This is a genomic window from Staphylococcus sp. IVB6181, from assembly GCF_025561445.1.
In the GTDB taxonomy this organism is placed as follows: Bacteria; Bacillota; Bacilli; order Staphylococcales; family Staphylococcaceae; genus Staphylococcus; species Staphylococcus simulans_B.
Genome location: NZ_CP095096.1, coordinates 2651470 through 2677657 on the forward strand (window position 1 = coordinate 2651470; position 26188 = coordinate 2677657).

General features: G+C 37.9%; 26 protein-coding genes, 1 pseudogene, 1 riboswitch and 1 other annotated feature. Of the genes and pseudogenes, 3 read left to right on the plus strand and 24 right to left on the minus strand.

Annotated elements, in window-relative coordinates; translation table 11 throughout:
- Positions 1-94: 94 nt before the first annotated feature.
- Entirely contained in the window at positions 95-697 is a 603-nt protein-coding gene (locus MUA90_RS13075; RefSeq protein WP_262587371.1) for an organomercurial lyase, read from the plus strand.
- A 335-nt stretch (positions 698-1032) separates the two neighbouring features.
- Here the strand turns inward: MUA90_RS13075 and MUA90_RS13080 are convergent, their stop codons facing one another.
- From MUA90_RS13080 to MUA90_RS13110, 7 genes are all read right to left on the minus strand, one after another.
- Positions 1033-2178 carry a bifunctional cystathionine gamma-lyase/homocysteine desulfhydrase gene (locus MUA90_RS13080; protein WP_105994495.1) on the minus strand — a complete coding sequence of 382 codons (1146 nt, stop codon included), beginning with the start codon at positions 2176-2178 and terminating at the stop codon, positions 1033-1035.
- 106 nt (positions 2179-2284) lie between these two features.
- Positions 2285-3190, minus strand: a complete 906-nt coding sequence (locus MUA90_RS13085) for a PLP-dependent cysteine synthase family protein (protein ID WP_114604054.1) — start codon at positions 3188-3190, stop codon at positions 2285-2287.
- Between the two features lie 271 nt (positions 3191-3461).
- Positions 3462-3932, minus strand: coding sequence for an IS200/IS605 family transposase (tnpA, locus tag MUA90_RS13090; protein ID WP_262587313.1), 471 nt, complete (start codon positions 3930-3932; stop codon positions 3462-3464).
- 179 nt (positions 3933-4111) lie between these two features.
- Complete coding sequence (locus MUA90_RS13095; protein ID WP_262587374.1) at positions 4112-5440, minus strand: sodium-dependent transporter; 1329 nt, start codon at positions 5438-5440, stop codon at positions 4112-4114.
- A gap of 356 nt (positions 5441-5796) precedes the next feature.
- On the minus strand, positions 5797-6378 hold the full coding sequence (locus tag MUA90_RS13100) for a TetR/AcrR family transcriptional regulator (RefSeq protein ID WP_262587376.1): 582 nt from the start codon (positions 6376-6378) through the stop codon (positions 5797-5799).
- A 265-nt stretch (positions 6379-6643) separates the two neighbouring features.
- Positions 6644-7378, minus strand: coding sequence for an alpha/beta hydrolase (locus MUA90_RS13105; protein ID WP_262587378.1), 735 nt, complete (start codon positions 7376-7378; stop codon positions 6644-6646).
- Positions 7379-7523: 145 nt separating this feature from the next.
- Entirely contained in the window at positions 7524-8024 is a 501-nt protein-coding gene (locus MUA90_RS13110) for an isoprenylcysteine carboxyl methyltransferase family protein (protein WP_262587380.1), read from the minus strand.
- Between the two features lie 423 nt (positions 8025-8447).
- Between MUA90_RS13110 and MUA90_RS13115 the strand changes: the two genes are divergently transcribed.
- A complete protein-coding gene (locus MUA90_RS13115) occupies positions 8448-9152 on the plus strand; it encodes a type 1 glutamine amidotransferase domain-containing protein (protein ID WP_262587381.1) in 705 nt (234 codons plus the stop codon).
- Between the two features lie 142 nt (positions 9153-9294).
- On the opposite strand, the pseudogene MUA90_RS13120 reads toward MUA90_RS13115, so the two are convergent.
- From MUA90_RS13120 to MUA90_RS13165, 10 genes and pseudogenes are all read right to left on the minus strand, one after another.
- Positions 9295-9897: pseudogene (locus MUA90_RS13120) on the minus strand (alpha/beta hydrolase).
- A 37-nt stretch (positions 9898-9934) separates the two neighbouring features.
- Positions 9935-10918: a ring-cleaving dioxygenase gene (locus tag MUA90_RS13125; protein WP_262587383.1), complete on the minus strand. Its 984-nt coding sequence runs from the start codon at positions 10916-10918 to the stop codon at positions 9935-9937.
- A gap of 197 nt (positions 10919-11115) precedes the next feature.
- A complete protein-coding gene (locus MUA90_RS13130; RefSeq protein ID WP_262587385.1) occupies positions 11116-11664 on the minus strand; it encodes a hypothetical protein in 549 nt (182 codons plus the stop codon).
- Positions 11665-11829: 165 nt separating this feature from the next.
- Complete coding sequence (locus MUA90_RS13135; protein ID WP_262587386.1) at positions 11830-12642, minus strand: DUF4097 domain-containing protein; 813 nt, start codon at positions 12640-12642, stop codon at positions 11830-11832.
- Entirely contained in the window at positions 12639-13199 is a 561-nt protein-coding gene (locus tag MUA90_RS13140) for a DUF1700 domain-containing protein (protein ID WP_262587387.1), read from the minus strand. The genes MUA90_RS13135 and MUA90_RS13140 overlap by 4 nt, the downstream gene beginning before the upstream one ends.
- Positions 13192-13515: a PadR family transcriptional regulator gene (locus tag MUA90_RS13145; protein WP_114604064.1), complete on the minus strand. Its 324-nt coding sequence runs from the start codon at positions 13513-13515 to the stop codon at positions 13192-13194. Before MUA90_RS13145 ends, MUA90_RS13140 begins: the two co-directional genes overlap by 8 nt.
- Positions 13516-13738: 223 nt before the next feature.
- On the minus strand, positions 13739-14863 hold the full coding sequence (locus tag MUA90_RS13150) for a 5-methyltetrahydropteroyltriglutamate--homocysteine S-methyltransferase (protein WP_262587390.1): 1125 nt from the start codon (positions 14861-14863) through the stop codon (positions 13739-13741).
- Positions 14864-14942: 79 nt separating this feature from the next.
- Positions 14943-15184: a binding site (T-box leader), on the minus strand.
- Between the two features lie 95 nt (positions 15185-15279).
- Positions 15280-15462 (minus strand): hypothetical protein, encoded by a 183-nt coding sequence (locus MUA90_RS13155; RefSeq protein ID WP_105994485.1) that lies wholly within the window; start codon positions 15460-15462, stop codon positions 15280-15282.
- 74 nt (positions 15463-15536) lie between these two features.
- Positions 15537-15636, minus strand: a riboswitch (SAM riboswitch).
- A gap of 400 nt (positions 15637-16036) precedes the next feature.
- Positions 16037-16498, minus strand: coding sequence for a 2-thiouracil desulfurase family protein (locus MUA90_RS13160; protein ID WP_262587391.1), 462 nt, complete (start codon positions 16496-16498; stop codon positions 16037-16039).
- A 17-nt stretch (positions 16499-16515) separates the two neighbouring features.
- Positions 16516-17049 carry a DUF5067 domain-containing protein gene (locus MUA90_RS13165; protein ID WP_262587393.1) on the minus strand — a complete coding sequence of 178 codons (534 nt, stop codon included), beginning with the start codon at positions 17047-17049 and terminating at the stop codon, positions 16516-16518.
- A 189-nt stretch (positions 17050-17238) separates the two neighbouring features.
- On the opposite strand from MUA90_RS13165, the gene MUA90_RS13170 reads away from it, so the two are divergent.
- Positions 17239-17709 (plus strand): thioesterase family protein, encoded by a 471-nt coding sequence (locus MUA90_RS13170; protein WP_105994482.1) that lies wholly within the window; start codon positions 17239-17241, stop codon positions 17707-17709.
- Between the two features lie 67 nt (positions 17710-17776).
- Here MUA90_RS13170 and MUA90_RS13175 read toward each other — a convergent pair whose 3' ends face one another.
- From MUA90_RS13175 to MUA90_RS13205, 7 genes are all read right to left on the minus strand, one after another.
- Entirely contained in the window at positions 17777-18559 is a 783-nt protein-coding gene (locus MUA90_RS13175) for a (S)-acetoin forming diacetyl reductase (RefSeq protein WP_262587394.1), read from the minus strand.
- 158 nt (positions 18560-18717) lie between these two features.
- On the minus strand, positions 18718-19317 hold the full coding sequence (cysC, locus tag MUA90_RS13180) for an adenylyl-sulfate kinase (protein WP_105994481.1): 600 nt from the start codon (positions 19315-19317) through the stop codon (positions 18718-18720).
- A 2-nt stretch (positions 19318-19319) separates the two neighbouring features.
- Complete coding sequence (gene sat, locus MUA90_RS13185) at positions 19320-20519, minus strand: sulfate adenylyltransferase (RefSeq protein WP_262587398.1); 1200 nt, start codon at positions 20517-20519, stop codon at positions 19320-19322.
- 15 nt (positions 20520-20534) lie between these two features.
- Entirely contained in the window at positions 20535-21449 is a 915-nt protein-coding gene (locus tag MUA90_RS13190; RefSeq protein WP_105994479.1) for a sulfite exporter TauE/SafE family protein, read from the minus strand.
- A 230-nt stretch (positions 21450-21679) separates the two neighbouring features.
- Positions 21680-22441, minus strand: coding sequence for a uroporphyrinogen-III C-methyltransferase (gene cobA, locus MUA90_RS13195; RefSeq protein WP_262587401.1), 762 nt, complete (start codon positions 22439-22441; stop codon positions 21680-21682).
- Between the two features lie 86 nt (positions 22442-22527).
- On the minus strand, positions 22528-24234 hold the full coding sequence (locus MUA90_RS13200; protein ID WP_262587402.1) for an NADPH-dependent assimilatory sulfite reductase hemoprotein subunit: 1707 nt from the start codon (positions 24232-24234) through the stop codon (positions 22528-22530).
- 18 nt (positions 24235-24252) lie between these two features.
- A complete protein-coding gene (locus MUA90_RS13205; protein WP_262587403.1) occupies positions 24253-26088 on the minus strand; it encodes an assimilatory sulfite reductase (NADPH) flavoprotein subunit in 1836 nt (611 codons plus the stop codon).
- Between the last annotated feature and the right edge of the window lie 100 nt (positions 26089-26188).

Here is a 26188-nt window from a genome sequence, read left to right on the forward strand (position 1 = left end):
CCTTCTCTTTCTTTTTGAGATTGCATTCATACCTTTACAAGGTATAGAATTAAATCAAAATGATTACGATTTATATAAAAAGGAGTCGTGACTTGTGAAATATTTTAACTTCGATGCCTCATTGACATCAAACGAGCGAGCTATGCGCGAAACGCTAATACAACATATTCTAAAGCACCCCACTACACCACCCGCATTTAAACAAAGTTATACAGCGTTGTACGATAAACATATGATTACAGTTCAAAACCAACAAATCACATGTCTCTATCCCTTTGCGACACATGTGACCGAATTTAAAGTACAACTACTTTCACAACCTGATGTATATGCCATGTGCGCGATTGATGCTTTAGGTGTTCATTACTTATTACATCAACCGATTACAATCGAATCACAATGTGCCACAACACATGCGCCTATTATGATTCAGTTAAGCAATCAACAAATCCAACACTCAGAGTATACCAAAGACATTCACGTGTTGTTTAAAAACATCTATCCCCATACTTCTTGTGCTTCGACTTGTTGTCCAAATATGTTGTTCTTTATTAATCGCCAAGCATTAGATGATTATTATCGTACACACATTAACCTTACATTACCTATTGAAGCACATGCCGAATATTTTGCGTTAAGCTTAGATGAAGCCAATCAAGTGGCTCAAGATATTTTTGAAATTCAATCAAATAATTAAATCTCCCTTCAAAACAATTCAATTCTGCCTATTCATTTCCTTTTGGATAAGCTGAAACTACGACGGTTCGCAAATAATGAGGGGCTTTGGATTTTGCAGCTCTTCATGAATTTCACGAACTAATGCATCTTTATGGGGGTTTCGCACGATCTATTTTACTCCAAAGAAAATAGCGTTTTTGACTATTTTCAGCTTGAACTTATAAGCGTTTGCCTTTTGTTTAGCGGCTACAAACACAACGTACCATGTCATTCTACCTTTAAATTCATTATCACTCTACCAAAAAGATGCCTCCCACTTTTTAAATGTGAAAGGCATCTTTGTTTTAATGTTGATTATTTTAATTGATCTAATGCTTGTTTTAAGTCTTCGATTAAATCATCAGTGTCTTCAATACCTACTGATAAACGGATTAAACCATCCGCAATACCTTCTTTTTCACGTACTTCTTTAGGAATAGAAGCATGTGTCATTAATGCTGGAACAGAGATTAAACTTTCTACTGCGCCTAAGCTTTCTGCTAATGTGAAGTATTTTGTGTTTCGAATGACTGCTTTCGCTGATTCGATATCCGGCACTACAAATGATACAACACCAGTGTGGCCTGTTGCTTGACGTGCTTGAATATCATGGTTCGGATGATCTTTTAAGCTTGGGTGATAAACTTTTTCTACTTTAGGGTGGTTCGCAAGCATTTCAGATACAGCAACTGCACTGCGGCTGACTTGTTCCATACGTAAGCCTAATGTTTTAATACCGCGGATAAGCAAGTAGCTGTCTTGCGGTCCTAAAACGCCGCCTGTAGAGTTTTGGATAAAGCCGATACGTTCCGCTAAATCTTCATCATTTGTCGCAACTAAACCGCCGATGACATCACTATGACCGCCGATATATTTAGAAGCAGAGTGTAAAACAATATCTGCACCTAAAGTAAGCGGATTTTGGAAATAAGGTGACATGAATGTATTGTCTACTACTGAGATTAAGTTGTGTTTTTTCGCGATATCCGCTGATGCTTTAATATCTGTAACACGTAATAATGGGTTAGACGGTGTTTCAATGATTAACATTTTTGTTTCTGGTTTGATAGACGCTTCAATATTTTTTGCATCTGTTGTATCAACGAAATCTGCATCGATACCTAAACGGTTGAATACTTTTGTTAAGACACGGAAAGTGCCGCCGTATACATCAGAGTTGACCACAATATGATCGCCTTTGTCTAATAACATCACTACTGCAGAAATTGCGGCTACACCTGAACCGAACGCATACCCGAAACGTCCATGTTCTAAATCAGCAATTGTACTTTCTAAAGCAGTACGTGTAGGGTTGCCGCTTCGTGAATACTCATAACCTTCACGCAAGTCTCCGATATCATCTTGCAAATAAGTGCTTGTTTGATAAATCGGTGTTGTTACTGCACCAGTATAGTCATCAGTCGTATGTCCGCCATGGACCATTTGTGTTTTTTTATTCATGATATTAGCTCCTTTTTTAATCGTTTCTGACAACAGTAAAAGACACCTTAAGATAACGTGCTTGATCAACATTATCAGTGCCTCTCACTTGTTGTTTGAACTTCATTTACTTATTGTGTTTTCCCGAATAATTAAAGATGGATTTAGACATGTAGCGATCGCTGCCATCAGGGAAGACGGTCACAATCGTACCTTTGTCTAGGCGTTTTTTGATTTCTAATGCACCTTGCAGCGCCGCTCCCGATGAGCTTCCTACAAGGAGGCCTTCTTGCAATGCCAGCTGTTTTACATTATGAAAAGCAGCTTCATCCGCAATTGTTAAGATTGTTTCCACTAATCCTTTATCCAAGAAGACCGGCCATTTTTCAGAACCGATACCTTCTGTGTCATGCAATTGCTTTTTACCGCCGTTGAGCACTGACCCGACAGGCTCAACAATGACATTTTTCACATTGTGTTCAGCCAGCACTTCTGCAGTACCTGTAAAAGTACCGCCAGAGCCGACGCCGGCCACAAAATAATCAATCTGCGGCACTTCTTTCAAGATTTCTTGCGCAAGTGTGTCGCGATATGCGCCTGGATTATCCTCAGATTCAAATTGGTTCATATAATATGCACCATGTTCTGCCGCATATGCTTTTGCTTCATTTTGCGCACCAATCATACCGCCGTTTTGCGGTGTTCGAATCACTTCAGCTCCCAATGCTTCCATAATCGAAATTTTCTCCGCCGCAAATCCTTGTGGTGCGTAAATCACACATCGCAAACCATAATGATTCGCCGCAATCGCTAATCCAATACCTGTGTTTCCAGCCGAAGCTTCAACAATCGTATCTCCGCGTTGAATTTGTCCTCGTTCTAATGCTTGCTCCACCAAATACTTTCCTAAACGGTCTTTGACACTGCCGCCAGGATTAAATTGTTCCAGTTTCGCATAGATAGTGACGTTCTCATCACTGAACGATTCCAATTTAACGAGAGGCGTATTGCCGATTAAATCATATGCAATCATTGGTTTCCTCCCCGAGATGCGTGTGACGAAAGGCTTAACGTCTTTCTTAATTACGCAACCCAATTATCCCTATCATACTAGTCTGAATTATAACGCAATACAGTAAGGAATGCAATTGAATACTAAGATTAATCAAAACCACCCGTGTGAACAGGTGGTTTGTTCTTCGGCTGAAAGCCTCTGTTACTGACCAGCCCTTAAAAGGGCACTGAAGAATCTGACAACCGTACTACTTTTTCAGCAAGCCCTAAAGGGCTACGGTCATCATTCTTTATTTTCCTACTTTCTCACCAGTAAATGGGTCGATAAATTCTTTCATCGACATCTGATCTGCAAGGATATCCTCTTGTATTTGATTTCGAATATAGTTCTCTATCACTTTTTTATTTCTTCCTACTGTATCAACATAAAAACCTTTACACCAAAATTTTCTGTTCCCATATTTATATTTAAGATTTGCATGTCTATCAAAAATCATTAGACTACTTTTTCCTTTTAAATATCCAACAAAACTTGAAACTGAAATTTTTGGAGGTATACTCACAAGCATATGAATGTGATCTTTACAGGCCTCTGCCTCTATTATTTCTACACCTTTTCGTTCGCATAAAAGTCGAAGTATTTTCCCAATATCCTTTTTCAATTTACCATAAATTATTTGTCTTCTGTATTTAGGGGCGAAAACAATATGATACTTACAATTCCATTTTGTGTGTGCTAAACTATTTATATCATTAGACATACAAAAACTCCTATTCATGATGTAATGTTGGTTGCCAGACCATTTCACATTATACCATTTTTAGGAGTTTTTTTATTACATCGCTAAATCTTTCCTGAACCATACGCACAGCGTATGGTTTTCAAAAGAAAGAAAAAATTCCCGCTGTCTGACAGCGGGAATAGTATAAAATCTTAAATTTAGAAAAATTGAATTACGAATACTAGCAATATCACGACAGGTAAGACAAATTTCACTAAATAATACCATGGCGCAAAGAACTTGAAGCGATCATAACCAAAGACAGATTTCAAATCCTCTTTCGTTAATAACTGCCCGACAAATAAAGTCGTGGCTAATGCGCCTAAAGGCATTAAAATATTTGAAACTAAGAAATCCATATTATCGAAAATTGTACCTGCTAAGAAATGTACACCGCTCAAACTGCTGAAAGATAATGTTGCCGGAATACTGATAATAAACACAAGTATACTGCCGATCACTGCAACTCTGCCGCGTTTGCGATTATCATTCTTCGTAAAGTTCGATACATTCAATTCTAATAATGAAATTGAAGATGTCAGTGCCGCAAATAAGAATAAAATTAAGAAAATCAGATAGAAACCTGGACCAAAGCTCATCTTTTCAAAGACATGCGGCAATACTTTGAATAGCAGACCCGGGCCTTCTTCTGGTTTATAACCGAATGCATTAATCGCAGGGAAAATTGCAAGCCCTGCCAATAATGACACAATAATATTCATAATAACAATTGATAACGCTGATGTTTTAATCGTCATCTCTTTCGGTGCATAACTGGCATATGTAATCATTCCGGTTGTACCTAAAGATAACGCAAAGAAAGATTGTCCCAGCGCGAACAATACACCTTCCATGGACAGCTCTTCCATACGCGGTTCTAAAATGAAACGCACACCTTCCGCTGCACCTTCAAGTGTCAGTGATTTGACCACAATTAAAATCAAGAAGACAAATAACAGCGGCATCATTACTTTAGAAGCTTTCTCTAATCCATGTTCTACCCCTAACATGACAATCAGCATTGTAATTAAAATAAATGCTCCTTGTCCGATAATCGTATAGACTGGATTGCTGATGACTTGATCAAAGTGAATACTGCCTAAACCACCTTGGCCGAAGCCTAGAATCTGCATAGCGACTTGTGCAATATAGATAACAATCCAACCACCGACTACGCTGTAAAATCCGAATAAAACAAATACCGCAATATTACCGCTCCAGCCTATCGCATTCGTCCATTTTTTATTGGAGAGCTTGCCGAAGATTGCAGTTGTGTACGTTCTGCCGAGCTTCCCGATTGTGAATTCCATAATCAGCAGCGGCAAACCGATAAATATTGTAAATATCAAAAACATAATTAAAAACGCACCGCCGCCGTACACACCGGCCATATATGGAAATTTCCACATAGCCCCTAGTCCGATTGCCGAGCCTGCGCTTGCTAAAATAAATCCTGTTGACGTTTTCCATTGAGATTGTTTCGACACGTTCTTCATCCTTTTCTATCTGTTTAGAGTTGCGTTTAACTCATTTACGTTAAAGCGTTAAAGTGTTCATGTGATTAAGTATACTATAACACAATAATAGCAATCCCTCAACCTTATTTTGAAGTGTGAAAACTTGATTTAACCTTGTCATCATAGCGGTTTCAACGATTTTCAAAAGTTCATTTTTTAATTTCAAGTACAGCACAAAAAAGGCTGCTTAGATTTCAAGTTTGAGAAAATATTAATGCTAAGCAGCCATACAATCATATTTGATTTTATAAGTTAAGCAAAGATATCAGACACAAAACAAAAAAAGAGGTTACCTTCTTTTAGGATAACCCCTTGCAGCTCATATTTTATTCATCTATTTGTGATTCATTTAATTCTAATAGTGAATCCAGCATTGAACTTACTTCACCTTCTAATGTTTCGCGGCGGTAACTCAACTCATCGAAGTAGTTGATGAATGTTGTTCTGACGAAGCCGCTTTCGATTACACCGAACATTAATTCTTCAAATGCTGAAAACGAAATGGATACATCGTTCTTTTCATAGAACACTTTAAATAAGGCAATCACTCGCTTATGCAGTGCTGCGACATTGACATATAACTGTTCTTTAAATTCATCAGGCGCTTGTGTAAATTGCATGTACATGCGCAAGTAACTAATGTTTGGTTTGAAAACCACGTCTAAAATAAATTGCTTCAAATTCTCTAATGACGTATGAGAAGCATCTTCTTGCAAATCAAGCATTCTATTAAAATGATTAAATATACGCACCGTACATTCTTCATAGATATTTGCTTTACTTGGGAAGTAGTAGTAAAGACTCGCTTTTTTTATTGAAACGCTTTTCGCGATTTCATCAAGAGTGCAACCATAGTAACCCTTTTTCGCAAACAGCTCAATCGCATTTTTGATAATCTCATTCTTCATTGCGAAATCCCTCCAATCATTTCTCTCTTTCTCATTCTGCGGAAATTTCTTCTTGATGGCAGGCATTTGTATAAAAAGCATTTTGTTGTAACAATTTTCCTCTTACAAGAGGTGACTACCTTGAGGTGTCAACGGGGAACTTATTAGTAAAAATACTCTTGGAGCCATCATAACACATCCAAGCACTCTGATACATTAATAGTCGATTATACTTATATGATTTTACGCTACTTTTCTTAATATGTAAAACGCTTACACGTAAATATTACGATTTATACAAAAATTTAATAATATTATCAATAATTTCTTCTAATTGTGAACTTCTTGTGATCAAATGACCGGCATGTGCATAACTATGCAGTTCCGCTGACACAGCTTGTGTCAGATTCTGAACAATCTTTTTTGCACTTTCATGATAGGATTGATCATCAGCACCGCCGTACGCAACGAATGTCGGTGATGTCACTTTGTTCAATTCATTCATAGTCTGATTCACAAATGCCTCAAAATGCGCTGCACCTTCACGATAAGCAGGAACATAAGCCATTTGTTCTGCTTGTTCTTCCTCTGTACATCCGATGTAATATTGCAGACGTGTACCATAATGGTTCAATCTGCTTAAGACACCCGCTTGAGATTTTGTGTAAGGAACAGACATCGCAATCGTACGTGCAACGTCAAACTGCTGTGCTAACTTCAATGCAAAAATACCGCCTAATGATACGCCTGCTACATTGATATTGGTATAACCTTTCGCATGAAGAAAACCATATGCTGCTTCTGCGTCTTCCCACCAATCTCTGATATCGTATTGAACAAATTCAGATACAGGCAAGCCGTGTCCTCTGTAACAAGGTGCGTAACAAGTATAACCTTTTGCATGCAATGCCTCAGCAAGTGCTTTCACATCTTGTATTGTACCTGTAAAAGAGTGCAATAATAGAACCGCTTCAGATCCGCCTTCTAAAAAGAGTGCTTTTGGTGCTTTAACTTTTAACATTCAACTCACTCCATCTCAGTTGTAATCCTATTATAGAATGATTACACGGACTATTTCCACAAAAGGTTAAGCGTAATTTAATATTTAAATGTATTAATTAAAAAGACTAGAAAACATTGGTGTATTTTCTAGTCTTTGATGCAACTTATTTAAGATGTGACATTGCGCGCTCTTCTTGTTTGATACGTACAAAGAGTATATACGCATACGGCAGCAGTAAAATTGCTGCAGGATAAGCGTGTGTAAATAAGATAACCCCTATCAACTCAGGTATAATATTTAAAAAATAATTTGGGTGCTTGATGTACTTAAATATACCCGTTTTTATTACATTATGCTCTTTAAGAATATATATTTTCAGAGTCCAAATCGGTCCTAGTGTATGAATTACCCAAAATAATACAATATAACTCCCGATTAATAACAAAGTTCCCGCTTGAGCGATCCTATCAAAGGGAGGGTGATAAATAACTGCATAACTAAAACTCAATAAATAGATTAAAATATGTACCCATGCAAGGTACTTAGAATTTCTTGCACCATGTTCTACTGCACCCTGTGCAATTAAAAGCCGCTCGTGTTTCATTGAAATAGATAAATAATACAACCTTACTAAAAAGAATAAACCTAATATTGCGACACTCATTGACAACCTCCATACCTCACTATCAATAATCATAAACAAAGCCTGGACTTCGAATGCTGATCAAAATCCAGGCTTCCTCTACTTATTTCTTAAAAATTTTTCTACAACTTTTTTACTTAAGCTTTCATAGACAACATCTGAGCAATTCATTAAACAAAAAAGAAAAAAGAAAAATAGAAAAGAGAAAAAAGAAAAAACACAATATAAAACATCAAAGAAATAACAAAAAAATAACAAAATGTGTGTCATGCTTAATTTCAGACTACTTAAGCACAAGTTAATTTTAATGTCTCTTGCCCTCTTTTCCAATTAACGCATCATTAACAAATTCTTAACTTTAGTTAATGCTTGCAGTGCATTATTATGTTCGAAAAAGACTCAATTGCTGTATAATCCTTTTAAACCATAACAGGAGGAAATTACATGCCTAAAAAAGTTCTAATCGTCAATACAAGTGTCGACCATTTCGAAAATTTTGATGTTGCTACTGGTTTGTGGCTAGGCGAACTCGTTCATTTTTATGACGTCATGCACCGTAATCATATCCAAATGGATATCGTCAATACTAAAGGAGGCGCAACGCCTATTGATCCAGTCAGTACCTCCAAACTTATGCTGGATAAATTAACCAAGCAATACCAAAACAATCAAGCATTTATGCAATTGTTAGAAACATCACCCTCTATTAAGACAATCAATCCTAAAGATTATGATGCTGTTTATTTCACAGGAGGTCATGGTGTCATGTATGATTTCCCAGGAAATCCTGATATTCAACGTGTGATTTCAAAAGTCAGAGAACAAGGCGGTATTGTCTCAGCAGTTTGCCATGGGATCTGTGCTTTCTTAGATTTCAAAGATACAAATGGCGTTTATTATGTATCCGGCAAAAAACTCACAGGCTTCTCTAATTTCGAAGAAAAGTTGGCTCATCGTAAAAAGTTAGTACCATTTATGTTAGAAGATCAATTATTCGCACAAGGTGCTGATTATACTAAAGCTGCATTACCATTTTGTCCATATACTGTCACAGATTATCATTTAGTCACAGGTCAGAACCCTCAATCTCCTAAACGTGTCGCAAAAAAAGTACTTGCATTATTAAACGCAAAAGACAAAATAAAATAGTTACACAGAGAAAAAGACCTGGTCGCAACCACTTTGGTTGTGCCAGGTCTCTTGTTATTTTGGGGGTTTTGATTGAATTTGTTTTGGAGGTCCTTCAATCACGTGTCTTTAATGCTATCTATTTTAGAGTGATCATGTTTTTTTAGTTGTTGCCGTTAACGACTTTATCTGCGTCGTTTAATGATTGTTCTGTAATGCCGTGTGATTGTGTCCAGTGTGTTGTTACATTTGCGCCTGAACGTTTGAATAAATCAATTAAGCGTTCGCTTTCAGATACAGGTACGATAGGATCATGTGTACCCATTGAAAGGTAAATGTCCATGTGACTTAAGTCTTTAACGTCATCAATTTGTGTCGGGTAAAGTCATGCGAATAATAATGCTTTATCGAATTTAGTGTTGTCGCGCAATAACAAGTTAATCGCAATGTTTGTACCGTTTGAGAATCCGACTAAGATTGCTTTTTCTAAATCAAAGTCATATTCTTCAGCAGCTTCTTTTAAGAAGTCGTATAACTCTGTACCGCGTTCCTCTAAATCTTCCCAGTCATATTGACCTTCGCCGTGGCGTTTGAAGAAACGTGTCATACCGTTTTCATCTACGTTGCCTTTCATACCCAGCATATTATAGTTTTGGTTCAAGCGTAATGCGAGCGGGAATAAATCTGATTCATCGCCGCCAGTACCGTGCAAGAGAATAAATGTCGGTTGATCTTCACCGTTACCTTTTTTGAAAATGTGTTTCATACTTAATGCCATCGTATCTGCCTCCTAGAGTTATTAATTATTGATTTTTACGGCCAGGTTGGTTGTGGCGTGTCGTATCAATATGACGCACTTGTGCTTCGATTGCTTCTCTTTTTGGTTCTAAGAATGGAGGTAATGATAATTTTTCACCTAGTGTTTCATAGTCTTCATCACCCATGAATCCTGGACCATCTGTCGCAATTTCAATTAAGATACCAGGATAGAATTTAGAATAAAGTGATTTGAAGAAGTAACGTTCCACAAATCCAGAGTTGCCGATTTGATATTCATTCAAACGGTCAATCCATTCATCTAATCCTTCTTTGTCAGCGACACGGAATGCTGTGTGGTGAATTGTACCGTAACCTTGCATACCTGGGTTGCCGCCGAGTTTGCGCACAATCACTTGTCCGCCGTTGCCGCCTTTGCCTGTTTCGAATAAGTGATAGTCGCCTTCTTGATCTACTTCTTTATAGCCATAAACTTCTTCGAATACAGCTTTGAATGGGTCAAAACGGCTTACGTTTAATTCGATTGGGCCTAAACCAACAATCGCATATTCTTCAGGTACTGGCGCATTTTTCCATGCGACACCTGGTTCTACACTATCAGCCGCATCTTTTTCATCAGAGATCAATGTGTATTGTTGTCCATCGAAGTCTTCGAATTCAATGATTTTTTTACCGAATCTTTCGCTTGGCGTATCGTGTTTTACATCTAATTCGTCAAAACGTTTGTTCCAGAAATCAATCGCCGCATCTGATGGGACACGAAGTGTAATACGTGCAATTTCATCAGTTCCGTGTGTGCCTTTTGGAATTCCAGGGAAATCAAAGAATGTCACGTCAGTTCCGGCATTCCCTTCATCATCCGCAAAGAATAAATGGTACGTTTGGATATCATCTTGGTTTACAGTTTTTTTCACTAATCTAATGCCTAAAACATCAGTAAAGAAGTCATAAATTTTAACAGCGTCACTTGTAATAGCAGTAACATGGTGCATTCCTTTTAAGTTTTTCATTTAACTTCAGCTCCTCTTCTTTGAATAAGTTCCCCTTTTACTATTTATATTTGTATCATAGTAAAGCGGTTCTTCTTCCGATATACTTATTATACTTCATATAATAATACTACTTCCGAAATAATGCAAGTGTTTATGCTCACAACTCTCATTACCGTAAAAAAACGACTCCAAACTTCTTTGTCTGGAGTCATTTTCTATACATTCACTGCGGATTTTTGCACAAATTGCAATTCATAGATTGTTTCTTCATCAAATTGGTTGAAGCTGTCGATTTTTCCGAATAATTCCAAGTGCTGATATTTACGGCTTAAATTATGCTTAAAGTCGATGTTCACTTTTAAGCTCGCTTCATAGCCGTTTTGTTTAATCGTTTCCTCTAATTCATGGAAAACACCTTCATTAATCGGCACAAGGTAGAATTCTTTACTCGGCAAAATACTGACATACTTTCTTTGCAAGACTTCTTCTTTTCCCATATGCGTAATAGTCACTACAACTTCTTTTGCGGCACCGCCGCCTAAGTTATAAAGTTTTAAAAAGCGATTGCTGTCTTCTCCTGTTGTATTTATATTAAATAACTTCAAATGCCCGTCTTTGCCAGTCTTCAATAAGATTTGATCAAAGCCGATGGCTGGTATGAAGGAAATACGCATTTGATATAACTGTATAGAAACAGATATTAAATAGAAACACGCCATAATAAAGGTTCCGATTGAACCGATGGCTGATAATATATTGACCATAAGTCGCTCCTTTCTTCTGTGTTAAAAAATCGCAACGCATATTCTAACGTATTCAATAACAAGAAAAAAGGCATTTGTTTTATTCTTAAAAACAAATTTAATATTATGGAATATTTACACCAAAAGAAAGACTGAGCAATTATTACTCAGCCCTCCTATCATGATTTAATGTACTTCTATTGCACCTGTATCTGTTTGTAATTGCAGTGTATACGTACCTTTGCCATACTGCTTAGCTTTTAATTCAGGTTGATAGACATCAATGCTGGATGTGTCTTCATCACTGTCATTTTCTAGTTTGGTATTATGCGGTGCTTGGGCATATTTTACAGTGATATCTCCTGTATCTGTGACAGCTTTGATATTTGCATCGCCCTTAATTCCTTTTATTATTGAATCTCCAACATCATTTTCTAATTTCAAATCTTTAAACTCAGTACGGTCTATAAGGATATCTCCTGCATCACTCTTAGTATCGATACGATCGATATGTGATGTTTTCAATGTGAGATCTCCCGTATCTACTTGAGTACGCAGGCTTTCAGATTTTAAGTCTTCTATCGTGATATCCGTTGTATCATTATTAATCACCACTTCATCTAAGAGACGATCAGGAACAGTGATGGTAACTTCGCTGCTTTTATGACCATCAAAGCGGAAATTAATGGTCGGCTGTCGATAGTGTTCTTGTACTTTTAATGTGCCGTTTTCAACTGAACTTGAAATACTGTTTTTACCTTTGATTCCGCCCTCGCCTTTTACATTGAAATGCTGGCCGCGTTTGATTTTAATATCAGAGGCCTGTGTTTTAATATCAAGCTTTTTAATCTCAGCATCTTGGTTCGCATAATCTTTTTCATAATGCATCGGGTGATCTGGTTGTTGTGCAAGTTTCTTACCTTCTACATACGCTGCTATGCCAAAACCAATCGTCATCAGCAATCCTGCACTAAAGATAATAATGAGTGCTTTCTTCATGATTGTGCACTTCCCTTCACTACTTTAATATTCCAGCGCAGATACTTCATAAAGAGGATGAAGCTCCATTTACAAGCAAGATACGTTACTGTAAAGCACATCAATCCTACTCCGAAACAAGTGAAAGCCGTGTAGATATCTAATGGAATGATTTGATCGAAGCCTTCCATGATACCTTTTACGATGAGTAAGAGCGGTGTTGCGAGCAGTGAAATCGTCGCAACTATCAAGCCGAATAAGATGCCGAAAAGCGACGCAAGGATAACTGTTACCACAAAGAAGTTTAAAATACTGAGACCCATTACTGCGAGCACCGCATTGGTCACATTGCCGGCATTACGATCACCTTCAGCTTTTTCCATCGCATTTGCAGCACTCATTTCACGCCCGATTTCTTTTGGGTTCCCAAGTTCACTGGCAATTTCTGCTTCAGTCTTTCCTGCTGCTTTGCCGCTGATGAAATGCGTTTCGTATTCAGCGAGAATATCTTGTCTTTCTTCTGGTGAAACTCTGGTCAAATAACGATTTAGCAACTTTAAATATTCTTCTTTACTCATCTGTCTCACTCTCCTCAATAAATAAATCAACAGCTGCGGTAAATGCTTTCCATTCTTTAAGCAATGCGTCTAAACGTTCTAGACCTTCATCAGTAATACGGTAATACTTTCGTGCCGGGCCTTCAGTGGACGGTTTGAAATAAGTGGTTAAATAGCCTTCTTTAACTAAGCGGCGCATTAAAGGGTAGACTGTACCTTCCGCAATTGTGATACGCGGTGTAATCTTTTGAACAAGCGAATAGCCGTATTGGTCTTCACCTTTAATAATGAGTAAGACTAAAAACTCAAGCGCTCCTTTCTTAAATTGAATGTTCATGGCAATCCTCCATATACATTACTCAGTACTGTGCAATGTTTAGTAGTGGTTCATTTATAATATACCCTTTACTATTAAACTATGCAAGGTAGTGTATTAAAATAATTGTCAACTTCATGACTTTTGTAAAGCGTATGTTGAACGCAAAATAAAAGAGCAGTCCTCGATAATGAGTGCTGCTCTGTATTCAAACTATATATTATATTGTTCAGATACGAAAAAATCAGCCTTTTACCTTTTCGGGCCAAACTTCTTCTGCGATACTTTTAACTAAACGAATCTTTGCCCATTGCTGCGCTTCTGTTAAATTATTGCCTTCTTCAGTAGACGCAAAACCGCATTGTGTACTTAATGCCAAACGTTCTAATGGAATATATTGTGCTGCTTCTTTTATACGGTTTAATACTTCATCTCTATCTTCTAATTCACCGTCTTTTGAAGTGATTAACCCTAAGACCACTTGCTTGTCGCCTGAAACGTATTGCAGCGGTTCAAAGCCGCCTGAACGGTCACTATCATATTCAAGCAAGTATGCATCCACATTTTCTTGGTCGAATAATGGTGTTGCGACTGTATCGTATGCTCCTGACGCAAACCAAGTCGAACGATAGTTGCCTCGGCAGATATGTGTTTGTACTCTTAAATCTTCAGGTAAAAGTGCAATTGCTCGGTTATTAACGTCTGCGAAAAGCTGTTTTAAACGTTCTTTTTCTTTCGGATCGCCATTCTTGCCGTTGATTTCTGTTTGGTCGCCTACTAAACGGCCCCAAGTTGTATCATCAAATTGAATCGTCTTTAATCCAGCATCATGCAGATCTTCGATAACCGTTTGGTACGCTTTCGCAATTGCATCGATCAATGCATCATCATCTTTATAAAATGCACGTGTTTGGTCTAAATTTTCTTTTCTTGTCAGCTCTGAGAATAAACGTGCCGGTGCAGGTACTGTCTGACGTGCTTCAATACCTTCTGGTGTATGTGCTGATAAGAATTTAAAATGTTCCACAAATGGATGGTTTTCACCTGAAATCGGTCCCGATAAACGTGCCGTCTCAATACGAGAAGGGCCCTCAGAGAATGCATAACCGCCTTCGTCTTTAACTTGCTCTACACCATTCAGACCCCAGAAGAAATCCAAATGCCACCAGCTTCTTCTAAACTCTCCATCTGTAATAGATTTCAAACCATTCTCTACTTGTTTCTTAATCAATGTTTTAATTTCTCTATTTTCCACTTCTGTTAATTCATTTTGATCAATGTCGCCTTTTTCAAATGCGGCACGTGCCTCTTTTAACGCCTCTGGTCTTAAGAAACTTCCTACAATATCATAACGTAATAATTCAGTCATTCTGATTTCCCCCTTGTATCTGTTTAAAATAAGTCCTCAAATAATAAAAAGCCCCCATAAAGCCTGATTTAATAAGCTTTACAGGGGCGTAGAATCTGATTCTGCGCGGTACCACCCGGTTTCAAGAAGCACAAATAACATACTTCTCCTCTAAAGTACTATCATACTTTCGCAATGGTAACGTATGCGACCACGTGTTAACCTCACAATTCAGCTAACAGATTCAGAGTCCATTTTCGATATTGTCGAATTGCTTTTTCACACCAACCAAAAGCTCTCTGATAATTCTTCAATATTTACTTTACTCATCATAATCAATTAATATTATTTGAATTAATCCTAGTCTATAATTAAAAGAATATTCTGTCAACTATGAAATTCACATTTAATATTAACATGCATCAATTGCGAATAAATTACTCTTCTTCTAACCACTCTTTAATGACTTCTAATGGAACCATCTGTCTGATTGTTGCCTCAATATCATGAATCTGCGCTTTTCTTCCCATACTGCTAGCCATATTCATCGGCTTATAAGCTTCCCATTGCTCAAGTTCTGCCATTTTCCCTCTGATTTGTTCTTTAGTAGATGTTGTCATTTTATTTACCACCTTTTCTGATTTTGGATAAATAAAATAGCCCTCCTTGCAAGAAGAAGCGCTTCACGTACGTCTTCTTATCTTTCAAGTTTCCTTGTTGGATTTAGCACTTCACCTGACGGTTGTTGCTGGAGCTTCACAGGGCCAAGTCCCTCCACTCACTCTTAATAAGAACTATTTTTTTCACTACTCATCATACCTTATCCAAATATTTTTTCAACTTTTTCGATAAATATATTTAGTATAATTAGAAATTTTAAGATATATTGAACCTTAACACTCATTATGAAAAGGGGATAACACATAAGCAAATAACTAATGAAATGAATAAATGGAATCAGCTTTATAATAAGGGGTAACTTGCTAAGATATATCCTTTAAACTACTCGCCCTTAAAACACTACAGAAACACAGTCATTCTGACTCTCTCCTGCACCTCTTTAAATAATGCAATCAAATAATAAAAGCCCCTATAAAGCCTAATTCAATAAGCTTTACAAGGGGCATAGAATCTGATTTTGTGCGGTACACTTGGTTTCAACATACGTTGCCGTAATGGTAAACAGTATGAATTTTAAACCTCAAATTTTCCTTTCCAATTAAATTCATTAGCAAGCGTTATACCTTGTTGTTCAAATAATGCTGCACTTACACCCTTGCCTTGTTTAAGTTGACCTGAAAATGAACCATCATATATTTCACTCCAACCGCAAGACGGACTTTTTGATTTCAATATGACACCTGTACAACCCTGTTCCTTCAAAATTTCTAAGGCAAATTGTGCGCCTGATTTAAATGACTCAGTCACATCTTCCCCTGTTTTCGTTATCACTTTTGCAGTACCTTGCCATACATCACGTCCATCACCGCCTACAATTTCTGCGGCTTCTCTCGGTGTCAAAAGTCCTCCTAACACCTCAGGACAAATACTAATTGCCTTGCCCTGTTCAACCAATGACTTTAACTCAGTATTAAGTTTGTTCGAACCATCATACCTTACATTATCTCCTATTAAACAAGCACTGATTGCGATCATAGAAAAACTTCCTTCAATTATTTTTGAATATTTACTTTTATTTGTCCTAGAGATTCGTTAGTACTTAGATTTCTTGCTTTAATTAACACTGGACTTTTATCATCCTCTAATTCATAGGGTTCGATTGTCTGTACTGTTGCCCCTTTTTTTATGATATCTGCATTTCTTTGAAGGATATCCTGATAATTTTTGTCCATTACTATGCCGTGATTTAATCTCTTTTGAACATCTTTGGTATCTTGATAAACTTCAAAATCTGCTGACCATTCTGTTAAAGGTCGTACTTCTCTATTAGTAGTATTAGTAACTGAATAATGAATTATAAATAAAGGTTTCTTTTGAAACTCTTCACTACCCATCGGTTTAAATTCTGTTTTCAATACTTTTACTTTGACTCCATTTATTTCTATTTCGTTATTGCTTAATTTATTTATTTTCTTTTTTGTATTTTGACTTGCATTAAGACTTATATTCTTTTCCTCTTCCTTTTTTTCTCCACAAGCTGTGAGTAAAATGACAAAAGCACTAATCAATATTGCTAGTTTTTTCATAGCTGACCTCCAAATTGATATTTCTCATAATTTAATAACAATTATACCTTATTTCCATTTATCTGTATTAATAAAACCCAATCATTCTGCACATATTAAATTCTATACTTACACCAATGCTCCTTTACTATTCATTTTTATTTTCTATGATACACTTCACTTATATGTAATAAAGGGGGAGCTTTATTTATGGGTTATATTTATACTTACAATGACAAAGTGCATCCGTCTTGGATTGATCATAATCAACACTTGCATGATGCACAATATTTCTCGATTTTCAGTGATGCAGTGGTAGGTTTCTTTGCGAAGATGGGCTTTTCTATTGATTATCGTCAAAAACACGATACTACTATTTTCAATTTAGAAGCACATGTAACGTTTTTAAAGGAAATGCTTTTAGATGAGCCGTTTTCAGTCGAGGTTTATGTCTATGATTATGATGAAAAACGTGTTCATTTCTTTTTAAAAATGTTCAATGAAGATCATACACCGACTGCGACATATGAAGTTATCATGATGGCAGTAAACAATAAACTGCGCCGCAGTTCAGTGTTCCCTGATTTTGTGTTTAACAATATCCAATCTTATTACGAGGAACAAGGGGAGTTTGAAACACCAAAACAACTCGGCCATGCGATTGGTATTCCAAGAAAATAATAAAACGACAGCCCTGACACATTTAAGCGTCAGGGCCGTTTCATCTGTATAAGGATTACATAACCTATTAATTAAAAACCATACCGCCATCAATGATTAAAGCTTGACCTGTCATATAATCACTGTCTGGACCTGCTAGATAAGAAACACATGCCGCAACATCAGATGGCTCTGATAAACGTTTTAACGCAATGTGTTGTGCGAATTGTTCCATTCCCCATTCGTATGGTTTACCTGCTTCATCGGCAGTTTTTTGTGCGATATCTTCCATCATTGGTGTTTTAACGATACCTGGGCAATAAGCATTTACTGTAATGCCTTTTTCAGCTAAGTCGCGTGCAGCTGTTTGTGTTACACCGCGTACTGCGAATTTAGTAGAACTGTATAAAGCCAAACCTGGATTGCCGACTTGGCCGGCTTGTGAAGATGCATTAATAATTTTACCGCCATGGCCTAAAGCTTCAAATGCTTCTGTCGCAGCTTGAATACCCCAGAATACACCGCCGACGTTAACATCATAGACTTTGCGGTATAAGTCATAGTCGATTGTATGAATAGGTGTTTGTGGTCCTAAACCTGCGTTATTTACAATCACATTAAAGTCGCCGAAGTAATCTTTAACCGTATTCACCGCATTGAATACTTGGTCACGATCAGAAACATCGACTTTAACTGCAAGTGCTTCATAGCCTGCATCTCTTAAACTTTGTGCTACTTGTTCAGCAGTTGTTTCATTATAATCTGCCACTCCGATTTTAAAGCCATCTTCAGCTAATCGGCGACAAATTGCTTCACCAATCCCTTGTCCTCCACCAGTTACTAATGCGACTTGCCCTTTTACTTTTGTCATGCTGTACATCTCCTTGTTGTTCATATTTGCTTACAGTTTTATTATATCCGTTTTCTGAATATTTACAAAACTATATCCTGCTATGTGCTTTGAATATTAAAATCGTCTTACACGTTAAAATATCCATCTGACAACTGCTTTGCCAGATGGATAAAAATTTAAATGATTTGTTTGTCTTCTAAATATTGAATGATTTGTGCAACTGCATCTTCTACAGAAGTTGTTTCTGTATCCACTACAATTTCCGCATTTTCCGGTGCTTCATACGGTGCATCAATGCCTGTGAAATTCTTGATTTCTCCTGCACGTGCTTTTTTGTACAGTTGTTTCGGGTCGCGTTCTTCGCATGCCGCAACACTTGCTTTAGCGTAGACTTCAATAAATTCGCCATCGTCTAAGATTTCACGTACACGATCGCGGTCTTCACGATAAGGTGAAATGAACGCTGTTAAAGTAATTAAGCCCGCATCCGCTAATAGTTTGCTGACTTCACCGATGCGTCGGATGTTTTCTTTTCGGTCTTCAGGACTGAATCCTAAATTATTGTTCAAACCGTGACGGATATTATCACCATCTAAACGATATGAACGCACACCGCGTTCAAACAACGCTTTTTCGAGCGCAACACTGATTGTTGATTTCCCTGACCCAGAAAGTCCTGTAAACCACAGCACAACACTCTTATGATTGTTTTGTGCTTGGCGTTCTGCCTTCGTTACTTCTGAATCATGCCATGTAATATTTTGCGACTTTGTCATGCTTACGCCTCCTCGTTTTGTTCTCTATGTCTGCGTAATCCGCGAATTAAAACTTCTGCCACCTCTGGACGAGAGAATTCTTCTGGTAATGGTTCGCCGTTACGTAATTTCTCACGTACTTTTGTACCGCTTAAGTGCACATGATATTTCGCATCATGCGGGCAAGTTTTCGCTGTCGCCATATTACCACATTTTGTGCAATAGAACGCATGCTCAAATTTTAGAATATGAATACCCAACTCATGTTGGTATTTTGAAATTAACTCTTGTGCTTCATATGTGCCGTAGTAGTCGCCAACACCTGCATGGTCACGACCTACGATGAAGTGTGTACAACCGTAGTTCAAGCGCACAATTGCATGCAAGATAGCTTCTCTAGGACCTGCATAACGCATCGCTGCTGGATAGATTGCTAAGCGTGCGCGATCTTTAGGGAAGTAGTTTTTCAAGATAACTTGATAGCTTTCCATACGTACATCTGCAGGGATATCATCTGCTTTAGTTTCACCTACTAATGGATTTAATAATAATCCGTCGACTGTTTCTAAAGCTGATTTTTGGATATATTCGTGTGCACGGTGAACAGGGTTGCGTGTTTGGAAACCTACCACTGTTTTCCATCCTAAATCATGGAACATTTGACGAACTTCGATAGGATCTAATTCGAATTCTTCGAATTCGCTGTGATCTGCTCGGTTCACAAGTTGAATCGGACCTGCTAAGTAAACATTGCCTTTTTCATAGACTTTTTTCACACCTGGATGGGCTTCTTCTGTCGTACCGTATACATTTTGTGCTTCTTTTTCTTTGTCATACGTATACTTTTCTTCTAAAGTTAAAACACCATATAACTTTTCATCTTCGCCGTATAATGCGATTTGATCACCGATTTCATATTGTTCTGCTTCTGTTTCGCTTACTGGCAATGTAATCGGAATACTCCATAATGTTCCATCTTCTAAATGTAAATTATCAACAACATTCTTATAGTCCGCTTCTCCCATAAAACCTGTTAAAGGACTGAATCCGCCGATTGCGATTAATTCTAAGTCCGATAAACTCCAAGCATTTAAAGTTAATTTTTTAAATGATGCTGCTGCTTCAATTAAAGCATCTCGTTCTGCACCTTCAAGTTGTCGGTTGATCAATTTACCGCCATGCGGTGTACTCGTATATTCTAAAATTTGTGTTGCTGTTGCCAATTGACTCATCTCCTCTTATTGTTTAACTCTTCCTACTTTATTTGGTTCTTTTTTCTGAAAAAAATTGGGTAATCTGCCTTCTTTGCGCAAAATAACAAACAATAAAACTAACCATGCGGCGATAACACCGATTCTTACCACTCCTGAAACTTCACCAGGAACATGGAATGCTTTCATTAAAGTGTTGCTGTTCGTAAAGATAATCAAACCGCCGACGAAAATACCTAACACATTAACCGGGATAACTTTTACTAACCATGCCGCAAAAGGTGCAGCTGCAACGCCGCCCACACTTAATGCCAATACCAATCCCCAGTTAATAAGGTGTAACGGCAAAAAGATTAAGAAACTGATGGATGCAGCAATCGTTACGAAGAACTCGCTGATTGAAACACTTCCGATGACATGTCTGACGTTAATATCACGACGTGCAAGCAACGCTGATGTATTCACAGGACCCCAGCCGCCTCCGCCGATTGCTGTTAAGAAACCCGCTGTAAACCCAAGCGGGAACATAAATTTATTACTCAACTCTGACCCTTTAGTCAGCTTCTTAACTTGTCTGCGTTTAAAAGCAAATTGCACTAAAATATAAATACCGATTGTAATCAGGAACAAAGCAACGACAGGTTTTACAATACCTGCATGCAAATGGCTGACTACCGCGGCTCCAATGAAAGCCGCCATCGATCCGGGCACCGCTAATTTTAAAATTAAACGTTTGTCTGCGTTTGAAAACGACATGTGAGAGACACCTGATGCTGCTGTTGTCGCAATTTCAGAGAAGTGGATTGTCGCTGATACAATAGCTGGTGCTAAACCAAGCGATAACAAAATCGATGAAGATGTTACGCCGAAGCCCATACCGAGGGAACCATCAACCAATTGTGCAAAAAACCCTACAAGGGCAATAATTAATAGTTTTTTCATTGTCTTTGCTCCTTTCTATCAATAATCAAATACCTTTTTAGGTTTAATCATGATAATTCAAGAGGTTTCCAAATAAAAAGTAAGCTTAACCTCTTGTTGACCTTAATCAATTTTTACAATTTTCAAATTAATTTTATTTAAAAGCAGAGTTTCGTTATTATTCTTATGTGTTTACAAGGAATTAAAGTTAAGAAATTTCACAAAGTATAATACGAATACCCGTGCGGATTTTATTGTTGCGCTGCTGCTTTTTCTGTCATCGTTTGGAACCAGCTGATTTTGTCATGCATCTGCACGACTTCGCCTACTACAATCATCGACGGATTTTTAAAGTCTTTTGCGACTTCTGCGATATTCTCAAGTGTTCCGACTGCAGTTTGCTGAACACCGCTTGTACCTTGATATACCAATGCCGCCGGTGTAGCTTTCGGTCTGCCGTGACGGATTAATAATCGGCTGATCTCAGGCAATCTGCTGACACCCATGTAAATACATAGTGTTTCAGGTCCTAATGCTAAATGTTTCCAGTAATCTTCTTTTAATGTTTTAGCTTTATTGACACCCGTCACAAATGCAACGGATGAACTGTAATCACGATGTGTTACAGGAATACCTGCATACGCAGGTGCTGCAATTCCAGATGTAATACCGGGTACGATTTCAAACGGAATATATTGTTCTGCCAATACTTCCGCTTCTTCCCCGCCTCTGCCGAACAAGAAAGGGTCTCCGCCTTTTAATCTTGCGACAGTATGTCCTTTGTTCGCGAAACTGACAAGCAATGCATTGATTTCTTCTTGCGGAATAGATAAACCGCTTGGGTCTTTCCCGCAATAAACCAACCTTGTATTCGGCTTCGCATATGCTAATAACGCTTTATTAACGAGGCGATCATATAAAATCACAGTTGCGCTTTCTATCGCTTTAACACCCTTGACTGTGATTAAATCCGGATCACCCGGGCCTGCGCCCACTATATATACTTTTCCCATTCGATCACCTCATTTGTTTATAATGATTGCGATTGAAAGTGTGTACGACAAAACGTACAGCACTTTCTCCCGCAAGTTAAATGTCATTATCTGAAGTCGCGTCCATCTGTCACTTTATCTACAATACCTTTTCGTACGACAAAGTCTCCGAAATGTTCGCCTTCTTCACGTTCTTTGCTGAACTGTTCTAAAATCGGACGAAGACTTTCTAAAATTTCTTCTTCTCCAATATTTTCTTTGTATAATTTATTCAATCTTTCACCGATGAAGCTTCCGCCTAAGTAGAAGTTGTATTTGCCAGGTGCTTTACCGATGAAGGCAATCTCAGCTAATGCTGGACGCGCACATCCATTCGGGCAGCCTGTCATACGGATTGTGATTTCTTCTTCGCTTAAACCGAATTCATCTAAGATATCTTCGATTTTGCTGACAAGTGATGGTAAATAACGTTCAGATTCAGCCATTGCCAAACCGCATGTAGGGAATGCTACACATGCCATTGAGTTGCGGCGCAAACCGCTGTAGTTTTTGCCATCTGTTAAGCCGTATTCTTCGATTAATGCATCGATTTTTGGTTTATCTGCTTTATCAACGTTCGCAAATATCAAGTTTTGGTTCGGTGTCATACGGATTTCGCCTTTATGCACTTGAGCGATTTTTTTGATAGCTGTTTTTAATTTGAAGTCTTCAGTATCTTTAATACGTCCGTTTTGGATAAATAACGTATAATGATATTTTCCTGAACCTTCAACCCAGCCTAAGCGGTCGCCGTTGCTGTCGAATTCGAAAGGTTTCGCATCTTCGATTTCCCAGCCTAAACGATTATTAAGCTCTTCGCGAATCCAATCTACACCTTTACGTTCAACAGTGTATTTGAAACGTGCTTGCTGACGATCAGCACGATCGCCGAAGTCGCGTTGAATCGTTAAGATTTTTTCACAAACTTCTGCAGCTTTTTCTTTAGGAATATAACCTAATACTTTACCGACTTGCGGATGCGTTCTTAAGTCGTCATTCTTGCTTCCCATTCCGCCTCCGATAGTCACTGTAAAGCCAGTTAATTCATCGTTTTCAACGATACCGATTAAACCAATATCTTGAGAGTAGACATCGATATCATTAGACGGCGGTAATGCAATACCGATTTTGAATTTACGCGGTAAATACGTTTTACCGTACATCGGTTCATGATCTTCTTTTTTAGAATCGATTACTTTCTCGCCATCTAACCAGATTTCATGGTAAGCCGTTGTTTTCGGTAAAAGGTGATTACTGATTTCTGAAGCATACTCATTAATTTCACCATACAAATCAGATTGATAAGGATTTGGGTTGCACATGACGTTACGGTTAACGTCACCGCAAGCTGCGATAGAATCTAATACTGCCGCATTAATAGCTTGCATAGATTTTTTAAGATTACGTTTGAAAATTCCGTGATATTGCAATGTTTGACGTGTTGTTAGACGGATTTGTTCACCCGCGAAATCATCTGCTAATTTATCTAATTTCAACCATTGTTCTGGTGTTACACGTCCCCCAGGAATACGCACTCGAATCATGAATGCGTAGAGGGGTTCTAATTTTTGTTTGCGTCGTTCTTGGCGCAAGTCACGGTCATCTTGCATATAGCTGCCGTGGAATTTTAATAATTTTGTATCATCATCCGCAATTGCACCTGTAACAGGGTCATTCAAGCCTTCGACAATTGTACCGCGCAAATAGTTGCTTTCGCCTTTATTGCGTTCTAAATCATCTAAGCCTTTATATAAATCATTGTCATTCTTAGCCATAATTTGCCTCCTCAAAAATTAGTAAACGTCACGTTGATAGCGTTTTTCTTTTTTCAATTCTGCTAAGTACTCTTCCGATTCTTCTTCAGTTAAGCCGCCTTCTTTTTCAAGGACATGGATAATTGCTTGATGTACATCTTTAGCCATATGTTTTTCATCGCCGCAGACATAAATCGCTGCACCATTTCTTAACCACTCGTAGAATTCTGAACTTTTTTCATCAATTAAATGTTGAACATAACGTTTTTCTTCTTGATCTCGTGAAAAGGCTAAATCTACTTTTTCTAACACACCGTTCTTCAACCAATCTTGAATTTCAGTTTGGTAAAGGAAGTCTGTATTAAAGTGCTGATTACCGAAGAATAACCATGTATTGCCTGTTAAATCTAATTCTTCACGTTCTTGAAGTACACCGCGGAACGGCGCAACACCTGTACCTGGACCAATCATGATCACTGGTGTGTTTTCATCAAATGGGAATTTGAAGTTAGGGTTTTTCTTCAAGTACACTTTTAATTTGTCGCCTTGTTCAACACGTTCAGCCAACTGCACGCTGCAAACGCCTGAACGGTCGCGATTATGTGATTCATAACGCACTGCACATACTGTGATATGCACTTCATCTTCATTTGCTTTATTACTGCTGGAAATCGAATAGCTTCTCGCTGGGATTTTTCTTAAGAACTGATGTAATTGGTCAGGTTGTAAAGATTCAGTCGGGAAGTCATCTAACAGGTCTAATAAGTCGCGACCATAAATATATTCTTTTACCCATTCGCTGTCTGAAGCTTTATCTAGTAAATCTTCGTTATCAAAGATTTGCGCTGCTGCTTCAATCAGCGGTTTTGTTAATTTTGTAATTTCAAAGTAAGACGTTAAAGCTTCGCCTAAAGGCAATTTGTCGCCTTGTGTATTAATAACAACATCTTTTTCAGCAACCCAATCTTGCATATCGATGAGTTCATCGACTAATTCCGGATCATTTTCCGGCAAGATATTAATAGAATCGCCTGGTGCGTATTCATCACCATAACCTTCTAATGATAATTCAAGGTGACGGATTTCTTTATTAGAACCGCGTCCTGTAAGGTTAATATTTTCTAATACTTCTGCTTCATAAGGATTTGTTCTTGAATAGATAGGTGCTGATACATCTTGTACCGGTGTTTCTTCGGCATCTTGCACGACTTGTTTCACTTCTTGATCGCCAAGTTCGTTAATAATGTTATCAATCCATTCATTCGCAAGCCCTTCGAAATCAATGTCGCAATCGACACGAGGCAAGATACGTTCAGCGCCTAGTTCTTCTAAGCGTGCATCGAAATCTTTACCTGTTTGACAGAAGAATTCGTAAGATTGGTCGCCTAATGCTAAGACTGAGAAGCGTGCACCGTCTAATTTAGGGGCTTTTCGACCATATAAGAACTCATAGAATGAAAGTGCATTGTCCGGCGGATCGCCTTCGCCATGTGTTGAAGTCACTATCAATAAATCTTCAACATTTTTCAATTCTTTTGTTTTATATTGGTCCATCTCACTCAATGTTGCATCAAAGTCATTCTCTTTTAATTTACTTTCAAGCAATTCCGCTACCCATTGAGCGTTACCAGATTCAGAACCGAACAGAATAGTAATTTTTCTTGGTTCTACAACTTGCGGCGCTGCAACTGCACCGCTTTGCTGAACTGCGCCTGCAGCTTGAGGTGCGGGTGCTTCTGCTGTTCCGCCTTGCATGTTCGCTGTTAAGTAACCGCTAAGCCAAAGCTTTTGGTCATTTGATAATGTTGATAACGCTTGATTAATAAGTTGTGCCTGTTCATCGTTGAACGGACTATTTGTTGCTGATAAATTCAAGTGTCTCCCCCCCATATTATGGTTGATATCCTTAGTTTTTTAGTAGGAATTATAATCAAAAAAATATATGTTGCGGAATATGATTATTGTTTTAACAACA